22 protein-coding genes are annotated in these 19,357 nt (G+C 64.4%); 9 read left to right on the top strand and 13 right to left on the bottom strand.

Annotated features, from left to right (window positions below):
• Positions 1 to 15: 15 nt before the first annotated feature.
• Complete coding sequence (uraD, locus tag KVG96_RS16165) at positions 16 to 531, bottom strand: 2-oxo-4-hydroxy-4-carboxy-5-ureidoimidazoline decarboxylase (RefSeq protein WP_085577667.1); 516 nt, start codon at positions 529 to 531, stop codon at positions 16 to 18.
• Positions 528 to 1,454 carry an allantoinase PuuE gene (puuE, locus tag KVG96_RS16160; protein WP_217893027.1) on the bottom strand — a complete coding sequence of 309 codons (927 nt, stop codon included), beginning with the start codon at positions 1,452 to 1,454 and terminating at the stop codon, positions 528 to 530. Before puuE ends, uraD begins: the two co-directional genes overlap by 4 nt.
• A gap of 429 nt (positions 1,455 to 1,883) precedes the next feature.
• Here puuE and uraH point away from each other — a divergent pair, with 429 nt between their 5' ends.
• Positions 1,884 to 2,237, top strand: a complete 354-nt coding sequence (gene uraH / locus KVG96_RS16155; protein ID WP_011333195.1) for a hydroxyisourate hydrolase — start codon at positions 1,884 to 1,886, stop codon at positions 2,235 to 2,237.
• A 209-nt stretch (positions 2,238 to 2,446) separates the two neighbouring features.
• On the opposite strand, the gene KVG96_RS16150 is transcribed toward uraH, so the two are convergent.
• The 3 genes from KVG96_RS16150 to KVG96_RS16140 form a co-directional block, all read right to left on the bottom strand.
• Positions 2,447 to 3,073: a LysE family translocator gene (locus KVG96_RS16150; RefSeq protein WP_085577665.1), complete on the bottom strand. Its 627-nt coding sequence runs from the start codon at positions 3,071 to 3,073 to the stop codon at positions 2,447 to 2,449.
• Between the two features lie 72 nt (positions 3,074 to 3,145).
• A complete protein-coding gene (locus tag KVG96_RS16145; RefSeq protein WP_217893026.1) occupies positions 3,146 to 4,495 on the bottom strand; it encodes an NCS2 family permease in 1,350 nt (449 codons plus the stop codon).
• A 262-nt stretch (positions 4,496 to 4,757) separates the two neighbouring features.
• On the bottom strand, positions 4,758 to 5,204 hold the full coding sequence (locus KVG96_RS16140; RefSeq protein ID WP_217893025.1) for a MarR family winged helix-turn-helix transcriptional regulator: 447 nt from the start codon (positions 5,202 to 5,204) through the stop codon (positions 4,758 to 4,760).
• A gap of 82 nt (positions 5,205 to 5,286) precedes the next feature.
• Here KVG96_RS16140 and KVG96_RS16135 point away from each other — a divergent pair, with 82 nt between their 5' ends.
• Entirely contained in the window at positions 5,287 to 6,453 is a 1,167-nt protein-coding gene (locus KVG96_RS16135) for an aminotransferase-like domain-containing protein (RefSeq protein ID WP_217893024.1), read from the top strand.
• 73 nt (positions 6,454 to 6,526) lie between these two features.
• Here the strand turns inward: KVG96_RS16135 and KVG96_RS16130 are convergent, their stop codons facing one another.
• From KVG96_RS16130 to KVG96_RS16110, 5 genes are all read right to left on the bottom strand, one after another.
• Positions 6,527 to 6,898, bottom strand: coding sequence for a glutaredoxin family protein (locus KVG96_RS16130; RefSeq protein WP_217893023.1), 372 nt, complete (start codon positions 6,896 to 6,898; stop codon positions 6,527 to 6,529).
• Positions 6,899 to 7,000: 102 nt separating this feature from the next.
• Complete coding sequence (gene folE, locus KVG96_RS16125) at positions 7,001 to 7,546, bottom strand: GTP cyclohydrolase I FolE (RefSeq protein WP_011333202.1); 546 nt, start codon at positions 7,544 to 7,546, stop codon at positions 7,001 to 7,003.
• Between the two features lie 77 nt (positions 7,547 to 7,623).
• Positions 7,624 to 8,181 carry a Smr/MutS family protein gene (locus KVG96_RS16120; protein WP_217893022.1) on the bottom strand — a complete coding sequence of 186 codons (558 nt, stop codon included), beginning with the start codon at positions 8,179 to 8,181 and terminating at the stop codon, positions 7,624 to 7,626.
• A gap of 74 nt (positions 8,182 to 8,255) precedes the next feature.
• Positions 8,256 to 8,576: a hypothetical protein gene (locus KVG96_RS16115; RefSeq protein ID WP_217893021.1), complete on the bottom strand. Its 321-nt coding sequence runs from the start codon at positions 8,574 to 8,576 to the stop codon at positions 8,256 to 8,258.
• 131 nt (positions 8,577 to 8,707) lie between these two features.
• Positions 8,708 to 9,298 (bottom strand): cysteine hydrolase family protein, encoded by a 591-nt coding sequence (locus tag KVG96_RS16110; RefSeq protein ID WP_085577656.1) that lies wholly within the window; start codon positions 9,296 to 9,298, stop codon positions 8,708 to 8,710.
• A 239-nt stretch (positions 9,299 to 9,537) separates the two neighbouring features.
• On the opposite strand from KVG96_RS16110, the gene prmB reads away from it, so the two are divergent.
• Entirely contained in the window at positions 9,538 to 10,446 is a 909-nt protein-coding gene (gene prmB, locus KVG96_RS16105; RefSeq protein WP_217893020.1) for a 50S ribosomal protein L3 N(5)-glutamine methyltransferase, read from the top strand.
• Between the two features lie 52 nt (positions 10,447 to 10,498).
• On the opposite strand, the gene KVG96_RS16100 is transcribed toward prmB, so the two are convergent.
• The gene (locus tag KVG96_RS16100) at positions 10,499 to 11,290 is read right to left on the bottom strand and encodes a hypothetical protein (RefSeq protein ID WP_217893019.1); all 792 of its coding nucleotides are present in this window, start codon (positions 11,288 to 11,290) and stop codon (positions 10,499 to 10,501) included.
• A 99-nt stretch (positions 11,291 to 11,389) separates the two neighbouring features.
• Positions 11,390 to 12,343: an alpha/beta hydrolase gene (locus KVG96_RS16095; protein WP_217893018.1), complete on the bottom strand. Its 954-nt coding sequence runs from the start codon at positions 12,341 to 12,343 to the stop codon at positions 11,390 to 11,392.
• A gap of 130 nt (positions 12,344 to 12,473) precedes the next feature.
• Between KVG96_RS16095 and aroC the strand changes: the two genes are divergently transcribed.
• From aroC to mtnC, 5 genes are all read left to right on the top strand, one after another.
• Entirely contained in the window at positions 12,474 to 13,565 is a 1,092-nt protein-coding gene (gene aroC, locus KVG96_RS16090) for a chorismate synthase (protein WP_217893017.1), read from the top strand.
• A 33-nt stretch (positions 13,566 to 13,598) separates the two neighbouring features.
• Positions 13,599 to 14,744 (top strand): MFS transporter, encoded by a 1,146-nt coding sequence (locus KVG96_RS16085; protein WP_085577651.1) that lies wholly within the window; start codon positions 13,599 to 13,601, stop codon positions 14,742 to 14,744.
• Complete coding sequence (locus KVG96_RS16080; protein WP_217893016.1) at positions 14,741 to 15,361, top strand: methylthioribulose 1-phosphate dehydratase; 621 nt, start codon at positions 14,741 to 14,743, stop codon at positions 15,359 to 15,361. Before KVG96_RS16085 ends, KVG96_RS16080 begins: the two co-directional genes overlap by 4 nt.
• 94 nt (positions 15,362 to 15,455) lie before the next feature.
• Complete coding sequence (locus tag KVG96_RS16075) at positions 15,456 to 16,001, top strand: 1,2-dihydroxy-3-keto-5-methylthiopentene dioxygenase (RefSeq protein ID WP_217893015.1); 546 nt, start codon at positions 15,456 to 15,458, stop codon at positions 15,999 to 16,001.
• Positions 16,002 to 16,005: 4 nt separating this feature from the next.
• Positions 16,006 to 16,689 (top strand): acireductone synthase, encoded by a 684-nt coding sequence (gene mtnC, locus KVG96_RS16070; protein WP_217893014.1) that lies wholly within the window; start codon positions 16,006 to 16,008, stop codon positions 16,687 to 16,689.
• Between the two features lie 70 nt (positions 16,690 to 16,759).
• Here mtnC and KVG96_RS16065 read toward each other — a convergent pair whose 3' ends face one another.
• A complete protein-coding gene (locus KVG96_RS16065) occupies positions 16,760 to 17,038 on the bottom strand; it encodes a DUF3509 domain-containing protein (protein WP_217893013.1) in 279 nt (92 codons plus the stop codon).
• Between the two features lie 390 nt (positions 17,039 to 17,428).
• Here KVG96_RS16065 and KVG96_RS16060 point away from each other — a divergent pair, with 390 nt between their 5' ends.
• The gene (locus tag KVG96_RS16060; protein ID WP_217893012.1) at positions 17,429 to 19,267 is read left to right on the top strand and encodes a long-chain-acyl-CoA synthetase; all 1,839 of its coding nucleotides are present in this window, start codon (positions 17,429 to 17,431) and stop codon (positions 19,265 to 19,267) included.
• Positions 19,268 to 19,357: the final 90 nt, after the last annotated feature.

Raw genomic sequence — 19,357 nt, 5'->3', positions numbered from 1 at the left:
CTCGGGCCAGGCTTGCTAGAGAGTCAGTAATCGGAACAGGGCGATCTTGTTGATCTCCGCCAGCGCGCACTTGAACTCGGTGTCCACCGGGTTGTGGATGCGCGTTTCGAACGCCGCGAGGATCTGATGCCGGTTGCTGCCCTTTACCGCCATGATGAAGGGAAACTTGAACTTGGCTTTGTAGGCGTCGTTCAGCTCGGTGAAGCGCTGGAACTCTTCGGCCGTGCATTGGTGGATACCGGCGCCGGCTTGTTCGTTGGTGCTGGCTTCGGTCAGTTGGCCCTGGACGGCGGCTTTGCCGGCCAGGTCCGGGTGAGCGTTGATCAGGGCAAGCTGGCTTGCGTGATCGGCGCTCAACAGGATATCGCTCATGCGCTGGTGCAGGGTTTCGATCTCGTCGAGCGAAGCGTCCTGGCCCAGGTCGAAGGCCTTTTCGGCCACCCATGGCGAATGTTCGTAGATGTCGGCGAAGGCCTTGACGAAGGCGTCGCGGCCCAGGGCCGACGGCTTGACGGTCTGGAAGGTGCTCATTTGGCGGCCCCTTGGTACGGGTGGGTCGCGTGCCAGTGGCGCGCGATGTCGACGCGGCGGCTGAACCACACCTGCTCATGGCTCTTGGCGTATTCGAGGAAGCGCTTGAGCGAGGCCAGGCGCGCCGGACGGCCCACCAGGCGGCAGTGCAGGCCGATCGAGAGCATCTTCGGCGCCTCGGCGCCTTCGGCGTAGAGCACGTCGAACGCGTCCTTGAGGTACTCGAAGAAGTCGTCGCCCTTGTTGAAGCCCTGCACCTGGGTGAAGCGCATGTCGTTGGTGTCGAGGGTGTACGGGATCACCAGGTGCGGTTTGCCGGTCGGATTGTTCGGCTCCCAGTAGGGCAGGTCGTCGTCGTAGGTGTCGCTGTCGTAGAGGAAGCCGCCTTCTTCCATCACCAGCCGGCGGGTGTTCGGGCCGGTGCGGCCGGTGTACCAGCCCAGCGGGCGTTCGCCGGTGATTTCGGTGAGGATGCGGATCGCCTCGAGCATGTGCTCGCGCTCCTGGGCCTCGTCCATGTACTGGTAGTCGATCCAGCGGTAGCCGTGGCTGCAGATCTCGTGGCCGGCCTGGGCCATCGCACGGATCACGTCCGGGTGGCGCTGGGCGGCCATGGCGACGGCGAACACGGTCAGGGGAATGTCGAATTCCTTGAACAGTTTCAGGATCCGCCACACGCCGGCGCGGCTGCCATACTCGTAAAGGGATTCCATGCTCATGTTGCGCACGCCCTGCAGGGGCTGCGCGGCGACCATCTCGGAAAGGAAGGCTTCGGATTCCTTGTCGCCGTGCAGGACGTTGCGCTCGCCGCCTTCTTCATAGTTGAGCACGAAGGACAGGGCGATCCGGGCATTGCCCGGCCAGTGTGGGTGAGGAGGGTTACTGCCGTAACCGATCAGGTCGCGTGGATAGTCAGCGCTCACTGCAGTCTTCCTTCTTATTCGTTGACAGGTGGTGTGGCGCCCTGGCGTGAGATGGCAGGCTGGCGTCACAGCGATGGGCTGATTGTATACAACTTTATTCTCAATTTGTAAGCCTGAATTTTCGCATTTTTCGCCGGCCGTCATCTTTTCCTGATAAAGGCGTGAGCCTGCAAGAAATCTGCCTGACCGGTCAGCTAATGGATCGGAGGTTCAATGAAGGCGGGGTTTGCTGGAGAATCGGCGGGAAATCGGCGGATGGCGGGGGTGGGCGGAAAAATGTCGTTTTTATTGTGTACAATTTTTATGAAAAATGTCTTAATCAGTCGCTCGCCGCAGCTTTTCGGGCTCCGAAACGGTGCGGCCTCCTTTTCAACTGACTTCGGGAGGCGCGAGGCCTGACTGCTTCCGGCAGGCAGGCGCGCAGAATCAATGGGACGTTTGACGACACACGTTTTGGACGCTGCACACGGTTGCCCGGGCAGCTCGATCAAGGTCGAGCTGTACCGCGTTGAAGGTTCGCACCTGGAACTGGTCGCGAGTGCGCTCACCAACAGCGACGGCCGGGTCGATGCACCGCTGCTGCAGGGCGACGACTACCGCACCGGGGTCTACCAGGTGCAGTTCCATGCCGGCGACTACTACCGCGCCCGTGGCGTCCAGCTGCCGGAGCCGGCCTTTCTGGACGTGGTGGTGCTGCGTTTCGGCATCTCTGCCGAGCAGGACCATTACCACGTTCCGCTGCTGATCTCGCCGTACAGCTATTCCACCTATCGGGGCAGCTGACCCCCAAGCAGCTGCCCCCGCCGGGAAGCGACTGCGCATATAGCTTCTTTGGTCTTTCGCCCGCTCACACTGCGGGCTTTTTTTTGCCTGCAGAAAAGCTGTGCCTGTGCTGATGCCATCGCTGGCAAGCCAGCTCCCACAGTGTCCAGGTCGTGCGCAATGAATCTGAACACCCCGAGCCTGTGGGAGCTGGCTTGCCGGCGATGCTTTTAACGGCTAAGCAGAGACGCCGCCCCCGCGCCGCTGAACAAACCGGCGCTGACGCGGTTGAACCAGCTCTGACCCTTGCCGCTGCGCAGGTAGCGCGCCGCGCCGTGGGCACCGAGGCCGTAGGCCAGTTTGCAGCACAGGTCGAGCACCACCCAGGTCGCGATCATGATCAGCAGCTGCGGCAGGAACGGCTGCTGAGCACTGAGGAACTGCGGCAGGAAGGCGGCGAAGAACAGGATGTCCTTGGGGTTGCTGGCGCCCAGCACGAAAGCGCGCCCGAACAGCGTGCGAAAGCGCGGAACCGGCGCGGCCTGGGGCACTTCGGCGCCGACCGACGGCAGGCGCGATTGCTGCCAGCTCTGCCAGGCGAGGTAGAACAGGTACAGCGCGCCGACGATCTTCAAGGCGCTGAACAGTTGCTCCGAGGCCAGCAGCAACGCGCCGAGCCCCAGCGCCGAGGCGCTGAGCAGGCAGATCGAGGCGATCACCCCACCAAGAAACGCCGGGTAAGAACGACGCAGCCCGTAGTTCAGGCTGTTGCTGATCATGAGCAACGACAGCGGCCCGGGAATGAGGATCACCACCAATGCAGCGCCGCTGAACAGCAACCAGGTTTCCAGACTCATCACTTTCCTCCATTTGCGCAAAAGCCTCACCCGAAGGGGTGAGGCCGGTTCGTAGCCAGGTCTGCGAGACGCTTACAAGAAGATGAACTTGGCGATGAAGATCGCGCAGAGCACCCACAGACTGACGGAAATTTCCTTGTACTTGCCGGTGCCGGCCTTCAGCGCCACGTAGGTGATGAAGCCCAGCGCGATGCCGTCGGCCACCGAGAAGGTCAGCGGCATCATGATCGCGGTGACGATCGCCGGAATGCTGTCGGTCGCCTCGTCCCATTCGATGTGGGCCATGCCGCCCATCATCAGCATCGCGACATAGATCAGCGCACCGGCGGTGGCGTAGGCGGGAATCATGCCGGCCAGCGGAGCGAAGAACATGGCGGCAATAAATAGCACACCCACGGTGACGGCGGTAAGACCGGTCCGACCGCCAGCGGCCACGCCGGCGGCGCTCTCCACGTAACTGGTGACCGGCGGCACGCCGACCACCGCGCCGAACACGCTGGAGGCGCTGTCGGCCTTCATGGCGCGGGAGAGGTTTTCGATGCGCCCGTCGGCCGCCACCAGGTTGGCCCGCTGGGCAACGCCCATCAGGGTGCCGGCGGTGTCGAACATGTGTACGAACAGGAACGCGAGCACGACGCTGATCATGCTGACGTTGAACACGCCGGCCACGTTCATGGCCATCCAGGTCGGGGCCAGGCTCGGCGGCGCCGACAGGATCCCTTCGTAGTGCACCAGGCCCAGGCCCCAACCGGCGAGGGTCACGGTGATGATGCTGATGAGGATCGCGCCGAACACCTTGTGGTAGCTGAGGATCGCGATCATCAGGAAGCACAGGGCGGCGAGCAGCGGGCCGGGTTCGCGCAGGGAACCGAGCTTGATCAGGGTGGCCGGGCTGTCGACCACGATGCCGGCGGTCTTCAGGCCGATCAGCCCGAGGAACAGGCCGACGCCGGCGCCCATCGCAAAGCGCAGGCTGACCGGAATGCTGTTGAGCAGCCATTCGCGGATGCGCGAGAAGGTCAGGATCATGAACAGCACGCCGGAGACGAACACCGCACCGAGCGCGGTCTCCCAGTTGTAGCCCATGGTGCCGACCACGGTGTAGGTGAAGAACGCATTGAGGCCCATGCCCGGCGCCAGGCCCACCGGCCAGTTGGCGTACAGGCCCATCAGCAGGCAGCCCAGCGCCGCCGCGATACAGGTGGCGACGAACGCCGCGCCGTGGTCGATGCCGGCGTCGGCCATGATGTTCGGGTTGACGAAAATGATGTAAGCCATGGTGATGAAGGTTGTCAGACCGGCTATCAGCTCGGTCTTCACCGTGGTGCCGTGCAAGCTGAGTTTGAAGATGCGCTCCAACAGGCCGTTGCGTAACGGCGGCGAGAGGTCCAGCGTCGATGCTTCGGATTTGCGGCTTTCCACAGCGGTACTCCTCAAGAGTTTTATTGTTATTTCCAGGGCCGGACCCAGGAGGGGTGGCAGCGGCCCTTTGAGGCTTACGCGAATTTGTTGACCGTTAGGTCAGGAACTCGCACGCAGTGGATTATGCTTTTGTATACAAATAAAGCAAATAATGTTTTTGGCTTTGTCGACGAAAGTTCTGGCGATAGGGCTATATCGCCATTGCCGATTCTGTGGGTGCTGCAGTGCGACGATTCGATTGGCCAGCGTGAGGCCGGCCGGATCAGTCAGGCTGAACCTGACTGTTCCCCAGCGCCATGTTCACCGCCAGCCAGCCGTTCACCGCCGCCTCTCCGGCTTCGCCGAACACCCGCTCCAGCAGTTTCACCTGCTCGCGCCGGAGCGCCTGTTCGAACTTCGCGCCTTCGGCCGTCAGCTCCAGCAGGCGCTTACGCTTGTCGGTCTGCGACGCCACGCTGTCCACCAAGTGCATTTCCTGCAATTGGCGCAGCGGCATGTTCAGCGCCTGCTTGCTGACGCCGAGCAAGGCCAGCAGTTCCTTGACGCTCAGGTTGGGATAGCGGGCGATGAAAAACACGATGCGCTGATGCACCCGGGACAGGCCCCGCCGTTCGAGCATTTCATCGGCCTTGGCGGTGAACGCCTGATAGCCGAAGAAGAACGCTTCCATGGCCTGTTGCTGGCTGACGGGGTTTTTAAGGTCAAGCATATTGACGTACTCGTTCGGGTTGCCGTAGTTTCGGTCAAGCAGTTTGACTCAACTCCCTCAACCCTCGCCAGCGGTGATTCCCATGGCTTTTTCCGAACGTGTCTCGCGCCTCAAAAGTTCTCTGATCCGTGAAATCCTCGCCGCCGCCCAGCGGCCGCAAGTGATGTCGTTCGCCGGCGGCCTGCCGGCCGAAGCCATGCTGCCGAATGTCGACTGGAGCGACATGCCGGTGACCCTCGGCCAATACGGCATGAGCGAAGGCGAGCCGGCCCTGCGCGAAATGCTAGCGGCCGAGGCGAGGGCGCTGGGCCTGCCGTGCTCAGCGAGCCAGGTGCTGGTGGTCAGCGGCTCGCAGCAGACCCTCGATCTGGCCGCCAAGCTGTACATCGACAAGGGCACGCAGATCCTGCTCGAAGCACCGACCTACCTGGCGGCGCTGCAGATTTTCCAGCTGTTCGGCGCCGACTGCCTGACCGTGCCGCTGGAGGCGGACGGCCCCGATCTTGGGCAACTGCGCCAGCGCCTTGAACGGCATCGCCCGGCGTTCATCTACTTGATCCCGACCTTCCAGAATCCGTCGGCCGTGCGCTACAGCGAAGCCAAGCGCGAAGCGGTCGCCGCGTTGCTGGACGAATTCGGCGTCACGCTGATCGAGGACGAGCCCTACCGCGAACTGACCTTCGACGGCGGCAGTGCCCGGCCCATCGCCGGGCGCCTGAAGAAATCCAGCTGGATCTACACCGGCACGGTCTCCAAGACGCTGCTGCCGGGCCTGCGGGTCGGGTATTTGATCGCGAGTCCGGACCTGTTCCCCCACTTGCTCAAGCTCAAGCAGTCGGCGGATCTGCACACCAACCGCATCGGCCAGTGGCAAGCCCTGCAATGGATCGGCAGTGAGCGATACCAGGCGCATCTGACGCAATTGCGCAGTTTCTACCGCCAGCGCCGCGATGCGTTCCAGTCGGCGCTGGAAAGGCACTTTTCAGACCTGGCGGACTGGAACGTGCCCCAGGGCGGGTTGTTCTTCTGGCTGACCCTCAAGCGGCCGCTGGACACCCGCACCTTGCTCGACGCCGCGCTGGCCGACGATGTGGCGTTCATGCCGGGGGAGCCGTTCTTTCCCGAACCGGACCGCAACCCCGGTCACCTGCGGCTGAACTTCAGCCACATCGACCCGGACAGGCTGGAGGAGGGAATCAGACGGCTGGCGGTGGTGGTTCGGCGGGCCCAGGCGGACAAGGCGGCCTGAAAACGAACAAACCGGCCAGGGGCCGGTTTGTTTTTGTCTGGATCTTGTGGCGATCCGGCGGGCCTCACCGCGGTCAGGCCGCCGCAAACCGCTTGTCCAGGTACTCGATGATCACCTTGGACTCATACATCCAGGTGGTCTGGCCGTTCTCTTCGATGCGCAGGCACGGCACCTTGATCTTGCCGCCCTGTTCCAGCAGGGCCTGGCGGTGCTGCTCGTCGTTCTTCGCGTCGCGCAGGGCCACCGGCACGTTCAGGCGGCGCAGGGTGCGGCGGGTCTTCACGCAGAACGGGCAGGCGTGGAACTGGTACAGGGTCAGGTCCTTGGCGGCGGCGTCCACCTGGGCCTGGGCGGCGGCGGGGCGCTGTTTCTTGCCTGGGCGGGTCAGGAAGTCGATGAAGATGATCAGTTGGCCGAGGCCGACACGAAGCGCTTTGACGAACACGTTACAAGCCTCACAGGGACATTGGAGAAGGCGCGCAGCTTACCCGATTTTTCGCGCACGAAAAAAAACCGGCGATCAACGCCGGTTTTCCTGTGCCGCGAATCACTTGATCAGGCTGAGGAACTCGCTGCGGGTCGCCGCGTTTTCGCGGAACTCACCCAGCATCACCGAGGTGATCATCGACGAATTTTGCTTCTCCACACCGCGCATCATCATGCACATGTGCTTGGCCTCGATCACCACCGCCACGCCCAGGGCGCCGGTGACTTGCTGCACCGCGTCGGCGATCTGGCGGCTGAGGTTCTCCTGGATCTGCAGGCGGCGGGCGTACATGTCGACGATCCGCGCCACCTTGGACAGGCCCAGCACCTTGCCGCTCGGGATGTAGGCGACGTGGGCCTTGCCGATGAACGGCAGCAGGTGGTGTTCGCACAACGAGTACAGCTCGATGTCCTTGACCAGCACCATTTCGCTGTTGTCGGAGCTGAACAGGGCACCGTTGGTGACCTCCTCGAGCGTCTGTTGGTAACCGCGGCAGAGGTACTGCATGGCCTTGGCTGCACGTTTTGGCGTGTCGAGCAGGCCTTCGCGGGACACGTCTTCGCCCAGTTGGCCGAGGATCGCGGTGTAATTCTGTTCCAGGGACATGAATCTACCTGTGGGGATTTTCGCAAAGGGCAAGGGTACGGTGGCGGACGCGGCCCTGCAAGTTCGGCGTGGCGGCTTTATTCGTCGCGGCCTTCCATCATGGTGCGTTTGAGCATCACGTACACCGACCCTGCGCCGCCGTGGCGGGGCTGGCACGAGGTGAAGCCGAGCACCTGCGGATGCTGGCGCAGCCAGGTGTTGACGTGGCTCTTGATCATCGGCCGCTTGCCGTCCAGCCGCACGGCCTTGCCGTGGGTGACGCGCACGCAGCGGATCTCGAGCTTCGTGGCTTCGGCCAGAAATGCCCACAGGGTCTCCCGGGCCTTCTCGACGGTCATGCCGTGCAGGTCGAGGCTGCCCTCGAACGGGATCTGGCCGGCCTTGAGCTTGCGCACCTGGCTTTCCTGGACGCCGTCACGGGCCCACATCAGCTCGTCTTCCGGGCCGACGTCGATCACGAACTGATCGGACAGGCCGTCGACGGTGGTGGTGTCGGTGCGCACGGTGGCGGATTGGCGCAGCTTGGCGATCTGTGCGCGGTCGGCCTTGGGTTTGCCGGTGTCGGCGCGGTCGTGCTTGATCGGCTTGACGCCTTGGATCGCACTTTTGAACAGGGAAAAATCGTCGTCTTGCATGTCAGCCTCCGCGAAGGGCGGCCAGTTTACCCAAGTCGACGCAAAACGGCCCGGCAAAAAGCCGGGCCGTATGGTCAGTCGTGTTTTTTCATCAGGTGCGGGGACATGTTCAGCTCCCGCGATTGCCGGGCGCGGCGCCGGCAGCGGCGCCACAAGGCCACGCCGAAGTACAGGAACAGCAGACCGAGCGCCAGGACGATCGCCGAAGCGGCGGGCGTGGCGTTCAGGTCGCCGAGGGCCGGTGGGCGCCCCAGCAGGCTGGCGGCCCCGGCCATCGCCAGCAGCACCCCGAACATCGCCAGGATGGCGGCGACCGCAGCGCCAAACCGAAAACGCCAGTTGCGTTGGCCCTTGGGCCGCAAGCGGCGTGCGTCAAATCCATCGGATAACTTCATTCCGACCTTCCTCAATGGTATCGGCCCTTCGACCGGGAGTTGACCGGGTTGTTCCTGAGGCTAGGGTAATTGAAGCGAATGCGAGGCTTTTGCGGATGAGCGGCGCGGCGGGCCGCTCACCGAAGGGGGTTTCAGATCAGGTCCTGGGTCAGCGCGAGGGTGGCGAAGTTGTCGGCCATGATCGCCATTTCCGCTTCCTGCACCTGTTCGGCGCTGAGCACGCGGCCCTTGAACGGCAGGTCGCGGGTGGCGCAGGCGTCTTCGACCAGGGTGCAGCGGAAACCCAGGTTCTTCGCCGCGCGCACGGTGGTGCTGACGCTGGAGTGGCTCATGAAGCCGCAGACGATCAGGTCCAGCGAACCGAGGGTCTGCAGGCGGTCGTAGAGTTCGGTGCCGTGGAAGGCGCTCGGCAGCAGTTTGCCGATGATGGTCTCATCGCCCTGGGGTTCCAGGCCGGGGATGAACTCGCCGCGCTCGCCCTGCGGGTCGAACAGGCCGCCGACGGTGCCCAGGTGGCGCACGTGCACGATCGGGCGGCCGGCCGCACGGGCGGCGGCGACCAGTTGCTTGATGTTCGCGACAGCCGCGTCCATGCCGCTCAGGGCCAGCGGGCCGCTGAGGTATTCCTTCTGGGCATCGATGATGACCACGGTGGCATGGCTCAACGTGGCCGCTGCGTAACCGCGGCCGCTGAGTTGAAACATCGTTTTTGGAACGGACATTCTGGGGCTCCTTGGGAGGGGGCTTTTGCGACATTCTCCTCTGGCTGAGCGGTTCTGTGAATCGCTACCATCGTAGGCACCGTCGTTACTGGGCTGCAGCCTTGTCAAGTGACACGTTCTGTTCAATAGCCGGCGTGAAAAACAGAATCGTCCTACCGATGAGCCAGTCTTCTTCCCGCATCGTCGCGATGCGTTTTGGCTGATAGAATCGCCAGTCGTTTTTTCTGGAGTTCTGCCCCGTGATCACTTCCCGACTTCGTACCCTGCGTGACCATATCCGTTGGGCCGTCAGCCGCTTCCATGGGGAGGATCTGTTTTTCGGCCATGGCACCGACAATGCCTGGGACGAAGCCCGGCAACTGGTGTTGGGCGCGCTGCACCTGCCGTGGGAAATCGCCGACAGCTACCTCGACTGCGCGCTGGAGGACGATGAGCTGGTCCATCTTCAGCACCTGCTCAAGCGCCGCATCGTCGAGCGCATCCCGACCGCTTACCTGCTGGGCGAGGCCTGGTTCTGCGGAATGTCGTTCATAGTCGATCCCCGCGTGCTGATCCCGCGTTCGCCGATCGGCGAGCTGATCGAAAACCGCTTCGCCCCGTGGATCGGCAGTGCGCCTGCGCGGATCCTCGACCTGTGCACCGGTTCCGGCTGCATCGGCATCGCCTGCGCCTACGAGTTCCAGGACGCCGAGGTGGTGCTGGCGGACCTGTCGTTCGAGGCGTTGGAGGTGGCGAACCAGAACATCGAGCGCCATGGCGTCGAGGAGCGCGTGTACACGGTGCAGGGCGACGGCTTCGACGGTCTGCCGGGGCAACGCTTCGACCTGATCGTGTCGAACCCGCCCTACGTCGATGCGGAAGATTTCGCCGACATGCCGGACGAGTACCAGCACGAACCGGAACTGGGCCTGGCCTGCGGTGACGATGGCCTGAACCTGGTGCGGCGGATGCTCGCCGAGGCGGCGGACCATCTGACCGAGAAAGGTTTGCTGATTGTCGAGGTGGGCAACAGCCAGGTGCACGTCGAGGCGCTGTACCCGGAAGTCGATTTCGCCTGGCTGGAGTTCGAGCGCGGCGGGCACGGCGTGTTCATGCTCACCGCCGAACAGTGCCGCGCCCATCAGGCACTGTTCGCTTCGCGCGTCTGACCTGACGGTGCAGCGTGTGGCGGGGGCGTGAGCGCCCTCGCCACGACACCTGTCAGCGGTGGGTGGCGATCCAGATCAGCAGGCCGGCCTGGAACACCGCAAACGCTACCAGGCAGGTAATGGTGAAGCGCAGCCCGGCGTCTTCGCGCTTGAACTTGCTGACCTTTTCTTCCTGTTTCTTCAGTTTGACTTCCTGCTCGGCCAGGTTCTGCTCGGCCTGCTGCAGCATCTGCGCGGCCTCCAGAATCTCGACGATCTGCAGCTTTTCCGTGTTCCAGTCGCCGCGCAAGTCGCCGACCTCAACGTCCTTGACGCTGCCCTTCAGGTGCTGGGCGTCGGCATAGGCCACTTCAAAGCCGTGTCCGCGCAGGAAATGGTCGCGGCGCAGGCGGGTGTCTTCGTTCAGCGCGTCCTTGTTGTTCAGGTCGGTGCCGTCGACGGTGTAGCCGGGCCAGCGCTTTTTCGCCCACGTAATGCCCTGGGCGGCCATGAAGCGGCCGATGCCGCGGTTCACCGGCTCGATCTGCAGGCCGGTGTCCGGGCCGAAATGCACGCGTTTGGCCGTGTGGTCGACCCACACGTCCAGGTGGTTCTGTTCCTTGCGCACGCGCTGGCCGGGCAGCTTGATGGCCATGCGCATTAGGCTCTTGTCCTTGCCGTGGCGTTCGGCGTAACCGAACTCGACAAAGCGCAGCGGCCTTGCGCCGGTGTTCCGGTCGGTCTGCTGGGGGGCCAGGCGGAGCATCTTGTGGTGCTCGACGTGGACATCCGCCCACGGCAGCTCGACCGCTGGCGGTGCGTCTTTTTCAGCGGTGGTGTCGGGTGAAGTCTGGGTATCAGTCATAACGGCGAGATCCTGTCCAAGCCCTGCTTGCCGCCAGCCGATACGCGGGCGACAAAGGCTTATCGGCCGCATTTGCGAGGACTGGAGGGCAAACGGCGCTTATCGGGTGCGAAGTCCGTCAATGAACTCCAGGAGCCGCGCGCCGAGCTCGGCCGCCAGCGGCAGATTCGGGTCCTTGTAGGAGGCCAGTTGCCGCTTCACGTCGTTGGGAACGATGCGCAGCACATGGTTCATGCCTTCGATCAGCGCCAGTCGCGCATCCGGTTTGGCGGCCTTGAGCAGGCGGGCGTCATCGACCTGCACCTGGATGTCGTGGCTGCCCTGGACGATCAGCGCCGGCATCTTCAGCGCCGCGAAGGCCGCCGCCGGATCCTGGCGGAACAGGGAAATCAGGTACGGCTGCACGCTCGGTCGGAAAATCACTTGCAGCGGCGCCGGCACGCGGTCGTCGGTTTGTCCGGCCTTGAGACTGTCGAGCAGTTCGTTGCTGCGCAGCATCAAGGCCGGCGGCAGGCTGCGGGCCAGTTGCTGGCGCAGCACCTGATCGATGGGGCGGGCGCTGCCGGACAGGGAAATCACCGCCGCCGCATCGACCTTCGGCGCGGCGAGGCTGGCGATCAGCGCGCCTTCGCTGTGGCCGAGCAGGATCAGCGGGCCGAAGCGCGGGTCGGCCTTGAGCTGGCGGCCCCAGGCTACCGCGTCCGCCACGTAGGCCTCCACGGTCAGGTTGCGCTCGTCCGGCGTGGCCGCCAGGCTCGCGGCCACGCCGCGCTTGTCGAACCGGACGCTGGCGACATTGTGCTTGGCCAGCACCCAGGCCAGCCGCTTGAGGCTGTCGTTGCGCCCGCCGTCGGGGTTGTTTCCGTCACGGTCCGTAGGCCCCGAGCCAGAAAGGATCAGGACGACAGGCACAGGCTTGTCGGACTTTGGCAGCAACAGCGAGCCGAAAAGTTCGCCGCCGTCGGTGGTCAAAGTGACCGGGCGTTGCAGGACGGTCGCCTGGGCAAAGCCGGTCAGCAGGGTCAGGCTCAAGATCAAAACTCGCAGCATCATCACGCCATCATTTGCAAAGGTGCCGGTTGGACTCGGCATCTCCCGTAAGGTTCGAGGATGAACTAGTCGGTTAGCCTGCGTATACTGGCGCGCATCACGAATTTGGGTTCGATTTCACGGAGCGTCCTGCATGTCCGGCAATACCTACGGCAAGCTGTTCACTGTCACCACCGCAGGCGAGAGCCATGGACCGGCGTTGGTCGCCATTGTCGACGGCTGCCCGCCGGGCCTGGAAATCTCCCTGGACGACCTGCAGCGCGACCTCGACCGGCGCAAGCCGGGCACCAGCCGCCACACCACCCAGCGCCAGGAGGCCGACGAAGTCGAGATCCTGTCCGGCGTGTTCGAGGGCCGCACCACCGGTTGCGCCATCGGCCTGCTGATCCGCAACACCGACCAGAAGTCCAAGGACTACTCGGCGATCAAGGACCTGTTCCGCCCGGCCCACGCCGACTACACCTACCACCACAAGTACGGCGAGCGCGACTACCGCGGCGGCGGCCGCAGCTCGGCGCGGGAAACCGCGATGCGCGTGGCCGCTGGCGCCATCGCCAAGAAGTACCTGGCCAGCCAGGGCATCGTCGTGCGCGGCTACATGAGCCAGCTCGGCCCGATCGAAATCCCGTTCAAGACCTGGGACTCGGTGGAGCAGAACGCCTTCTTCAGTCCGGATCCGGACAAGGTGCCGGAGCTGGAGGCCTACATGGACCAGCTGCGCCGCGACCAGGATTCGGTCGGCGCCAGGATCACCGTCGTGGCCGAAGGCGTGATGCCGGGCCTGGGCGAGCCGATCTTCGACCGCCTCGACGCCGAACTGGCCCACGCGCTGATGAGCATCAACGCGGTGAAGGGCGTGGAGATCGGCGCCGGGTTCGCCTGCGTGGCCCAGCGCGGCACCGAGCACCGCGACGAGCTGACCCCGGAAGGCTTCCTGAGCAACAACGCCGGCGGCATCCTGGGCGGCATTTCCTCCGGCCAGCCGATCGTGGCGCACCTGGCGCTCAAGCCGACGTCCAGCATCACCACGCCGGGCCGCTCCATCGACATCCACGGCAACCCGGTGGACGTGATCACCAAGGGCCGTCACGACCCGTGCGTCGGCATCCGCGCCACGCCGATCGCCGAGGCGATGATGGCCATCGTGCTGATGGATCACCTGTTGCGCCACCGCGGGCAGAATGCCGACGTGAAGGTGAGCACCCCGGTGCTGGGCCAGCTCTGATGGGCCGCCTGACAGCCGCCGTGGCCTGACGGCATGGCGGCGCTCCCGTACTGGCGGCTGTCCAGTTTCTACCTGTTCTATTTCGCCTTGCTCGGCTCGACCGCGCCGTTCCTGGCGCTGTACTTCGATCATCTGGGGTTCAGCGCCGCGCGCATCGGCGAGCTGGTGGCGATCCCGATGCTGATGCGCTGCGTGGCGCCGAACCTCTGGGGCTGGCTGGGCGACCACACCGGCAGGCGCCTGGCCATCGTGCGCTTCGGTGCGGTGTGCACGCTGCTGACGTTCTCGCTGATCTTCGTCAGCAAGAGCTACGCCTGGCTGGCGATGGTCATGGCGCTGCACGCGTTCTTCTGGCACGCGGTGCTGCCGCAGTTCGAGGTCATCACCCTGGCGCACCTGCAAGGCCAGACCTCCCGCTACAGCCAGATCCGCCTGTGGGGCTCCATCGGCTTCATCATCACCGTGGTCGCACTGGGCCGGCTGTTCGAATGGCTGAGCCTGGACATCTACCCGGCGGCGCTGGTGCTGATCATGGCGGGCATCGTCCTCAGCAGCCTGTGGGTGCCGAACGCGCAGCCCGCCCAGGGCGACCGGCCGACGGGGGAGGGCTTCCTCAAGCAATTGCGCCGCCCCGGCGTGCTCGCGTTCTACGCGTGCGTGGCGCTGATGCAGATGAGCCACGGGCCGTACTACACGTTCCTCACCCTGCACCTCGAACGCCTGGGCTACAGCCGCGGCGTGATCGGCATGCTGTGGGCGCTGGGCGTGGTCGCCGAAGTGCTGATGTTCATGGCCATGAGCCGGATCCTGGCGCGTTTTTCCCTGCGCCGGGTGCTGATGGCCAGTTTCCTGCTGGCGGCGCTGCGCTGGCTGCTCCTGGGGTCGTTCGCCGAATTCCTCGGGGCGCTGCTGTTCGCCCAGGTGCTGCACGCCGCCACGTTCGGCAGCTTTCACGCCGCTGCCATCCAGTTCGTGCAACGTAGCTTCGGCGCCCGCCAGCAAGGCCAGGGCCAGGCGCTGTACGCTGCGCTGGCCGGCACCGGCGGTGCGCTCGGCGCGCTGTATGCCGGGTACAGCTGGAACGCCCTCGGCGCGACATTGACCTTTAGTATCGCAAGCCTCGCAGCCTTCGCCGCTGCCGTTATCATTGCCACTCGAATGCAAGAGGACAGGCCATGAGCCTTACCCGTGAACAGCTCGCCCAGCAGATCATCGACGCCGGGCGCTTCCTTTATGGCCGCGGCTGGTCGCCGGCCACCAGCAGCAACTACTCGGCGCGCCTGTCGCCGACCGAGGCGCTGCTGACCGTGTCCGGCAAGCACAAGGGCCAACTGGGCCCGGACGACGTGCTCGCCACCGACCTTGCCGGCAACAGCCTGGAGCCGGGCAAGAAACCGTCCGCCGAAACCTTGCTGCACACTCAGCTCTACGCCTGGCGCCCGCAAATCGGCGCGGTGCTGCACACCCATTCGGTCAACGCCACGGTGTTGTCGCGCCTGACGCCCGGCGACTTCATCGATTTCGAAGACTACGAACTGCAGAAGGCCTTCAGCGGCGTTTCGACCCATGAGTCCCGGGTGCGGGTGCCGATCTTCGACAACGACCAGGACATTGCGCGCCTGGCCGCCAAGGTGCAGCCTTGGCTGGACGCCCACCCCGACTGCGTCGGGTATCTGATCCGCGGCCACGGCCTCTACACCTGGGGCGCGCAGATGAGCGACGCGCTGCGCCAGATCGAGGCCTTCGAATTCCTGTTTGAATGCGAGCTCAAGACCCGCAGCGTATTGAACCGTTAACGGCAGACGCCGACGTCGCCGACCGCCTGATGCAGCGCTGCGCCCACCGGTGTCCACAAACCGGACGGCGCGGCCGAAACCGAGGAATCGCCCCATGAGCAGCCTGTCCGTCTACCACGTATCCAGCCCTGAGATCCCGAACAAGGTGCTGACCCACTTCGAAGACATCGCCGCGACCCTGGCCGAGCAGGGCGTGCGCTTCGACCGCTGGCAGGCCGCCACGAAGATCGAGCCCGGCGCCAGCCAGGACGAGGTCATCGGCGCCTACCGCGAGCAGATCGACAAACTGATGACCGAGCGCGGCTACATCACTGTCGATGTGGTCAGCCTCAACAGCGACCACCCGCAGAAGGCCGAGCTGCGCGCCAGGTTTCTCGACGAGCACCGCCACGGTGAAGACGAAGTGCGCTTCTTCGTCGCCGGCCGAGGTTTGTTTACCCTGCACATCGATGACTACGTGTACGCGGTGCTGTGCGAAAAGAACGACCTGATTTCGGTGCCCGCCGGCACCAAACACTGGTTCGACATGGGCGAGCACCCGCATTTCGTCGCGATCCGCCTGTTCAACAACCCCGAAGGCTGGGTCGCCAACTTCACCGGCGAAGACATCGCCGGCCGCTTCCCGCGCCTGGAGGACTGAGCCGATGTCGATCAAGGTCATCCTCACCGACATCGAAGGCACCACCAGTGCGGTGAGCTTCGTGTTCGATGTGCTGTTCCCGTATGCCGCCGAACACTTGCCGGATTTCGTCCGGCAGAACGCCGCACGGACGGACGTCGCCGAACAGCTCGACGCCGTGCGCCGAGACAGCGGCGAGCCGCAGGCCGATGTCGAGCGCGTCATCGCGATCTTGCTGGGCTGGATCGCCGAGGACCGCAAGGCTACGCCGCTCAAGGCGTTGCAGGGCATGGTCTGGGAACAGGGCTATCAGGCCGGGCAACTGAAGGGCCATGTCTATCCGGATGCCGTCGAGGCGCTCAAGCGCTGGCATCAGGCGGGCCATCAACTGTTCGTTTATTCCTCGGGCTCGATCCAGGCGCAGAAACTGATCTTCGGCTGCTCGGAGGCGGGGGACCTGACGCCGCTGTTCGACGGCTACTTCGACACCACGTCGGGGCCCAAGCGTGAAGAACAGTCCTACCGCAACATTCAGCAGGCCATCGGCGCCCGGCCGGAGCAGATCCTGTTCCTGTCGGACATTGTCCAGGAACTCGATGCCGCCCAGGCCGCCGGCCTCAAGACCTGCGGCCTGGCCCGCGACGGCGGCGAACTGGAAGGGCACGTCACCGTCGACAGCTTCACCGGCATCGAACCGGAAGCGTTCTGACCTTCAGTCCGCATAAAAGCAAACAGGCCGTGAAGCGAACCTTCACGGCCTGTTTGCTTTTGCGGTCGGGTTACAGCGAGTGATACGTCGGCAGGGCAAAGCGCTGCTGGCTCTGCAGCATGGAGATCTGCGGCAGTTCGCTGGCCTGTTCGGCCAGGTCGCGGCGGATCGCGCTGATCGCCCACGACAGTTGGTCGCCGTTGTGCAGTTGCTGATACGTGAGCGCCCGCTTGAACACCTTGCCTTCACTATCGCGCAGCGTCAGCAGGATGCCGCCGTCGGGGCGTGCCTGGGTGGTGACGCTGTACTGGGAGAACAGGGAGGAGAATTTTTCTTGGATCAGGCTCATGTCGTTCAGCTCCGTATGCACATGAATGGCAAGCATGCACAGAGGGTTGCAGCGATTGTGCCAGCATTCCTGTTTTTAAAATTCTTTATAAATCAGTAACTTATAAACTCGCTGTGATTGGGTTGTCGTGCAATCTGCATGAATGGCCATCGTGCATCCTGCATTTTGCGGGATCGCGACCGATGGGAAGGAACGTTTACGCCGCCACCGTGACCGCGTCCCGGGCGGGGCGGACGGCGGATACAAAACATTGCAAAAACCGCGTGTACAGCCCGAGAAGCGCTGACGTATTTTCGGTCTCGGCCCTGGCTGCCACAGCGCCGGTCGCCGCACAGGATTGCCCGACAATAAAAAAGCCGGCCTGCACGCCAAGGCCGAACGGGAGCTGCCATGAGTCACGCGCCAAGCGACACGATCACCTGGAGCATGATGCTCCGCAAACTGCCGGCCATCGCCAAAGCCCTCCCACGGGTGGTGAAGGGGATGAAGGCGGCCAACGTCAAGGATCCGACCCAGACCTGTGGCTTGGGCTGGACGTTCGAGCAAGCGGCCCTGCGCAATCCCGACGGCCCCGCGCTGCTGTGCGGCGACGTCGTGCTCAGTTATGCCCAGGCCAACCGCTGGGCCAACCGCATCGCCCACTACCTGATCGGGCAGGGCATCGGCAAGGGCGACGTGGTGGCGGTGTTCATCGAGAACCGCCCGGAGCTGCTGGTGACCATTCTGGCGCTGGCCAAGGTGGGCGCCGTCAGCGCGCTGCTCAACACCTCCCAGACCCGCGACACGCTGATCCACAGCGTGAACCTGGTGGCGCCGGTGGCGATCGTCGTCGGCGCGGAACTGCTGCCGGCCTATGCGGCGGTGCGCGAGCAAGTGTCGATCCCGGCCCCGCGCACCTGGTTCGTGGCCGACCAGGACACCTTCCGCCATCCGGGCATCGCGCCCGACGGCTACGTCAACCTCATCAGCGCCAGCGCCGATGCCTGCGGCGACAACCCGGCCAGCAGCCGCGACATCCATTTCGACGACCCGTGCTTCTACATCTACACCTCCGGCACCACCGGCCTGCCCAAGGCCGGGGTGTTCAAGCACGGCCGCTGGATGCGCAGCTCGGCCAGCTTCGGCATGATCGCCCTGAACATGGGCCCCGACGACGTCGTCTACTGCACCTTGCCGCTGTATCACGCCACCGGCCTGTGCGTGTGCTGGGGTTCGGCGGTCAACGGCGCCTCGGGCTTCGCCATCCGCCGCAAGTTCAGCGCCAGCCAGTTCTGGGGCGACGTGCGCCGCTACCGCGCGACCACCATCGGCTACGTCGGCGAGCTGTGCCGCTATCTGGTGGACCAGCCGGCCAGCGCCGACGACAGCCGCCACGAAGTGCGCAAGATGATCGGCAACGGCCTGCGTCCCGGCGCCTGGGCCGAGTTCAAGACCCGCTTCGCGGTGGAGCACATCTGCGAACTGTACGCGGCGAGCGACGGCAACATCGGCTTCACCAACATCCTCAATTTCGACAACACCATCGGGTTCTCGCTGATGGCCTGGGAACTGGTCGCCTACGATCACGACAGCGGTCAGCCGGTGCGCGGCGGCGACGGTTTCATGCGCAAGGTCGGCAAGGGGGAGCAGGGCCTGCTGCTGGCGCGGATCGACGACAAGGCGCCGCTGGACGGCTACACCGACCCGCAGAAGACCGCCAAGGTGGTGCTGCAGGATGTGTTCGCCCGCGGCGACCGCTTCTTCAACACCGGTGACCTGCTGCGCAACATCGGTTTCGGCCATGCGCAGTTCGTCGACCGGCTCGGCGACACCTACCGCTGGAAGGGCGAGAACGTCTCGACCACCGAGGTGGAGAACCTGCTGCTGCAGCACCCGAACATATCCGAGGCGGTGGCCTACGGCGTGGAGGTGCCCAACACCAACGGCCGCGCCGGCATGGCGGCGATCACGCCGGCCGAATCCCTGGCCACCCTGGACTTCGCCGAACTGCTGGCCTTCGCACGCCAGCGCATGCCGGCCTATGCGGTGCCGCTGTTCTTGCGGGTGAAGGTGAAGATGGAAACCACCGGCACGTTCAAGTACCAGAAGACCCGCCTCAAGAGCGAAGGCTTCGACCCGGACCTTGCGGGGGACGATCCGGTGTACGCGTGGCTGCCCGGTAGCCAGACGTACGTGCAGGTCACCGGGCAGGTATTGGCCGATATCGGCGCAGGGAAATACCGTTATTGAGTTTGGCTATTGGGCGGCTTGGAAAAAAGGGGGTGACAGCTATCGTCCGGCTCGGGAAACTGTCGCTATTCCGATTGACCGAAAGTGGAG

The sequence above is a fragment of the Pseudomonas ekonensis genome (assembly GCF_019145435.1).
Taxonomy (GTDB): domain Bacteria; phylum Pseudomonadota; class Gammaproteobacteria; order Pseudomonadales; family Pseudomonadaceae; genus Aquipseudomonas; species Aquipseudomonas ekonensis.
The sequence above is the reverse complement of the archived record's forward strand: the minus strand, read 5'-3'. Positions and strand labels throughout refer to the sequence as shown.

Bases quoted from the DNA above. Each gene is read 5' to 3' on its own strand.
- KVG96_RS16060 (WP_217893012.1), top strand. From the start codon at position 17,429: ATGAGTCACGCGCCAAGCGACACGATCACCTGGAGCATGATGCTCCGC.
- folE (WP_011333202.1), bottom strand. From the start codon at position 7,546: ATGTCCCTGGAACAGAATTACACCGCGATCCTCGGCCAACTGGGCGAA.
- KVG96_RS16100 (WP_217893019.1), bottom strand. From the start codon at position 11,290: ATGACTGATACCCAGACTTCACCCGACACCACCGCTGAAAAAGACGCA.
- aroC (WP_217893017.1), top strand. From the start codon at position 12,474: ATGTCCGGCAATACCTACGGCAAGCTGTTCACTGTCACCACCGCAGGC.
- KVG96_RS16135 (WP_217893024.1), top strand. From the start codon at position 5,287: ATGGCTTTTTCCGAACGTGTCTCGCGCCTCAAAAGTTCTCTGATCCGT.
- KVG96_RS16115 (WP_217893021.1), bottom strand. From the start codon at position 8,576: ATGAAGTTATCCGATGGATTTGACGCACGCCGCTTGCGGCCCAAGGGC.
- uraD (WP_085577667.1), bottom strand. From the start codon at position 531: ATGAGCACCTTCCAGACCGTCAAGCCGTCGGCCCTGGGCCGCGACGCC.
- KVG96_RS16110 (WP_085577656.1), bottom strand. From the start codon at position 9,298: ATGTCCGTTCCAAAAACGATGTTTCAACTCAGCGGCCGCGGTTACGCA.
- uraH (WP_011333195.1), top strand. From the start codon at position 1,884: ATGGGACGTTTGACGACACACGTTTTGGACGCTGCACACGGTTGCCCG.
- KVG96_RS16065 (WP_217893013.1), bottom strand. From the start codon at position 17,038: ATGAGCCTGATCCAAGAAAAATTCTCCTCCCTGTTCTCCCAGTACAGC.
- KVG96_RS16095 (WP_217893018.1), bottom strand. From the start codon at position 12,343: ATGATGCTGCGAGTTTTGATCTTGAGCCTGACCCTGCTGACCGGCTTT.
- KVG96_RS16140 (WP_217893025.1), bottom strand. From the start codon at position 5,204: ATGCTTGACCTTAAAAACCCCGTCAGCCAGCAACAGGCCATGGAAGCG.
- KVG96_RS16150 (WP_085577665.1), bottom strand. From the start codon at position 3,073: ATGAGTCTGGAAACCTGGTTGCTGTTCAGCGGCGCTGCATTGGTGGTG.
- mtnC (WP_217893014.1), top strand. From the start codon at position 16,006: ATGTCGATCAAGGTCATCCTCACCGACATCGAAGGCACCACCAGTGCG.
- KVG96_RS16075 (WP_217893015.1), top strand. From the start codon at position 15,456: ATGAGCAGCCTGTCCGTCTACCACGTATCCAGCCCTGAGATCCCGAAC.
- KVG96_RS16080 (WP_217893016.1), top strand. From the start codon at position 14,741: ATGAGCCTTACCCGTGAACAGCTCGCCCAGCAGATCATCGACGCCGGG.
- KVG96_RS16120 (WP_217893022.1), bottom strand. From the start codon at position 8,181: ATGCAAGACGACGATTTTTCCCTGTTCAAAAGTGCGATCCAAGGCGTC.
- KVG96_RS16085 (WP_085577651.1), top strand. From the start codon at position 13,599: ATGGCGGCGCTCCCGTACTGGCGGCTGTCCAGTTTCTACCTGTTCTAT.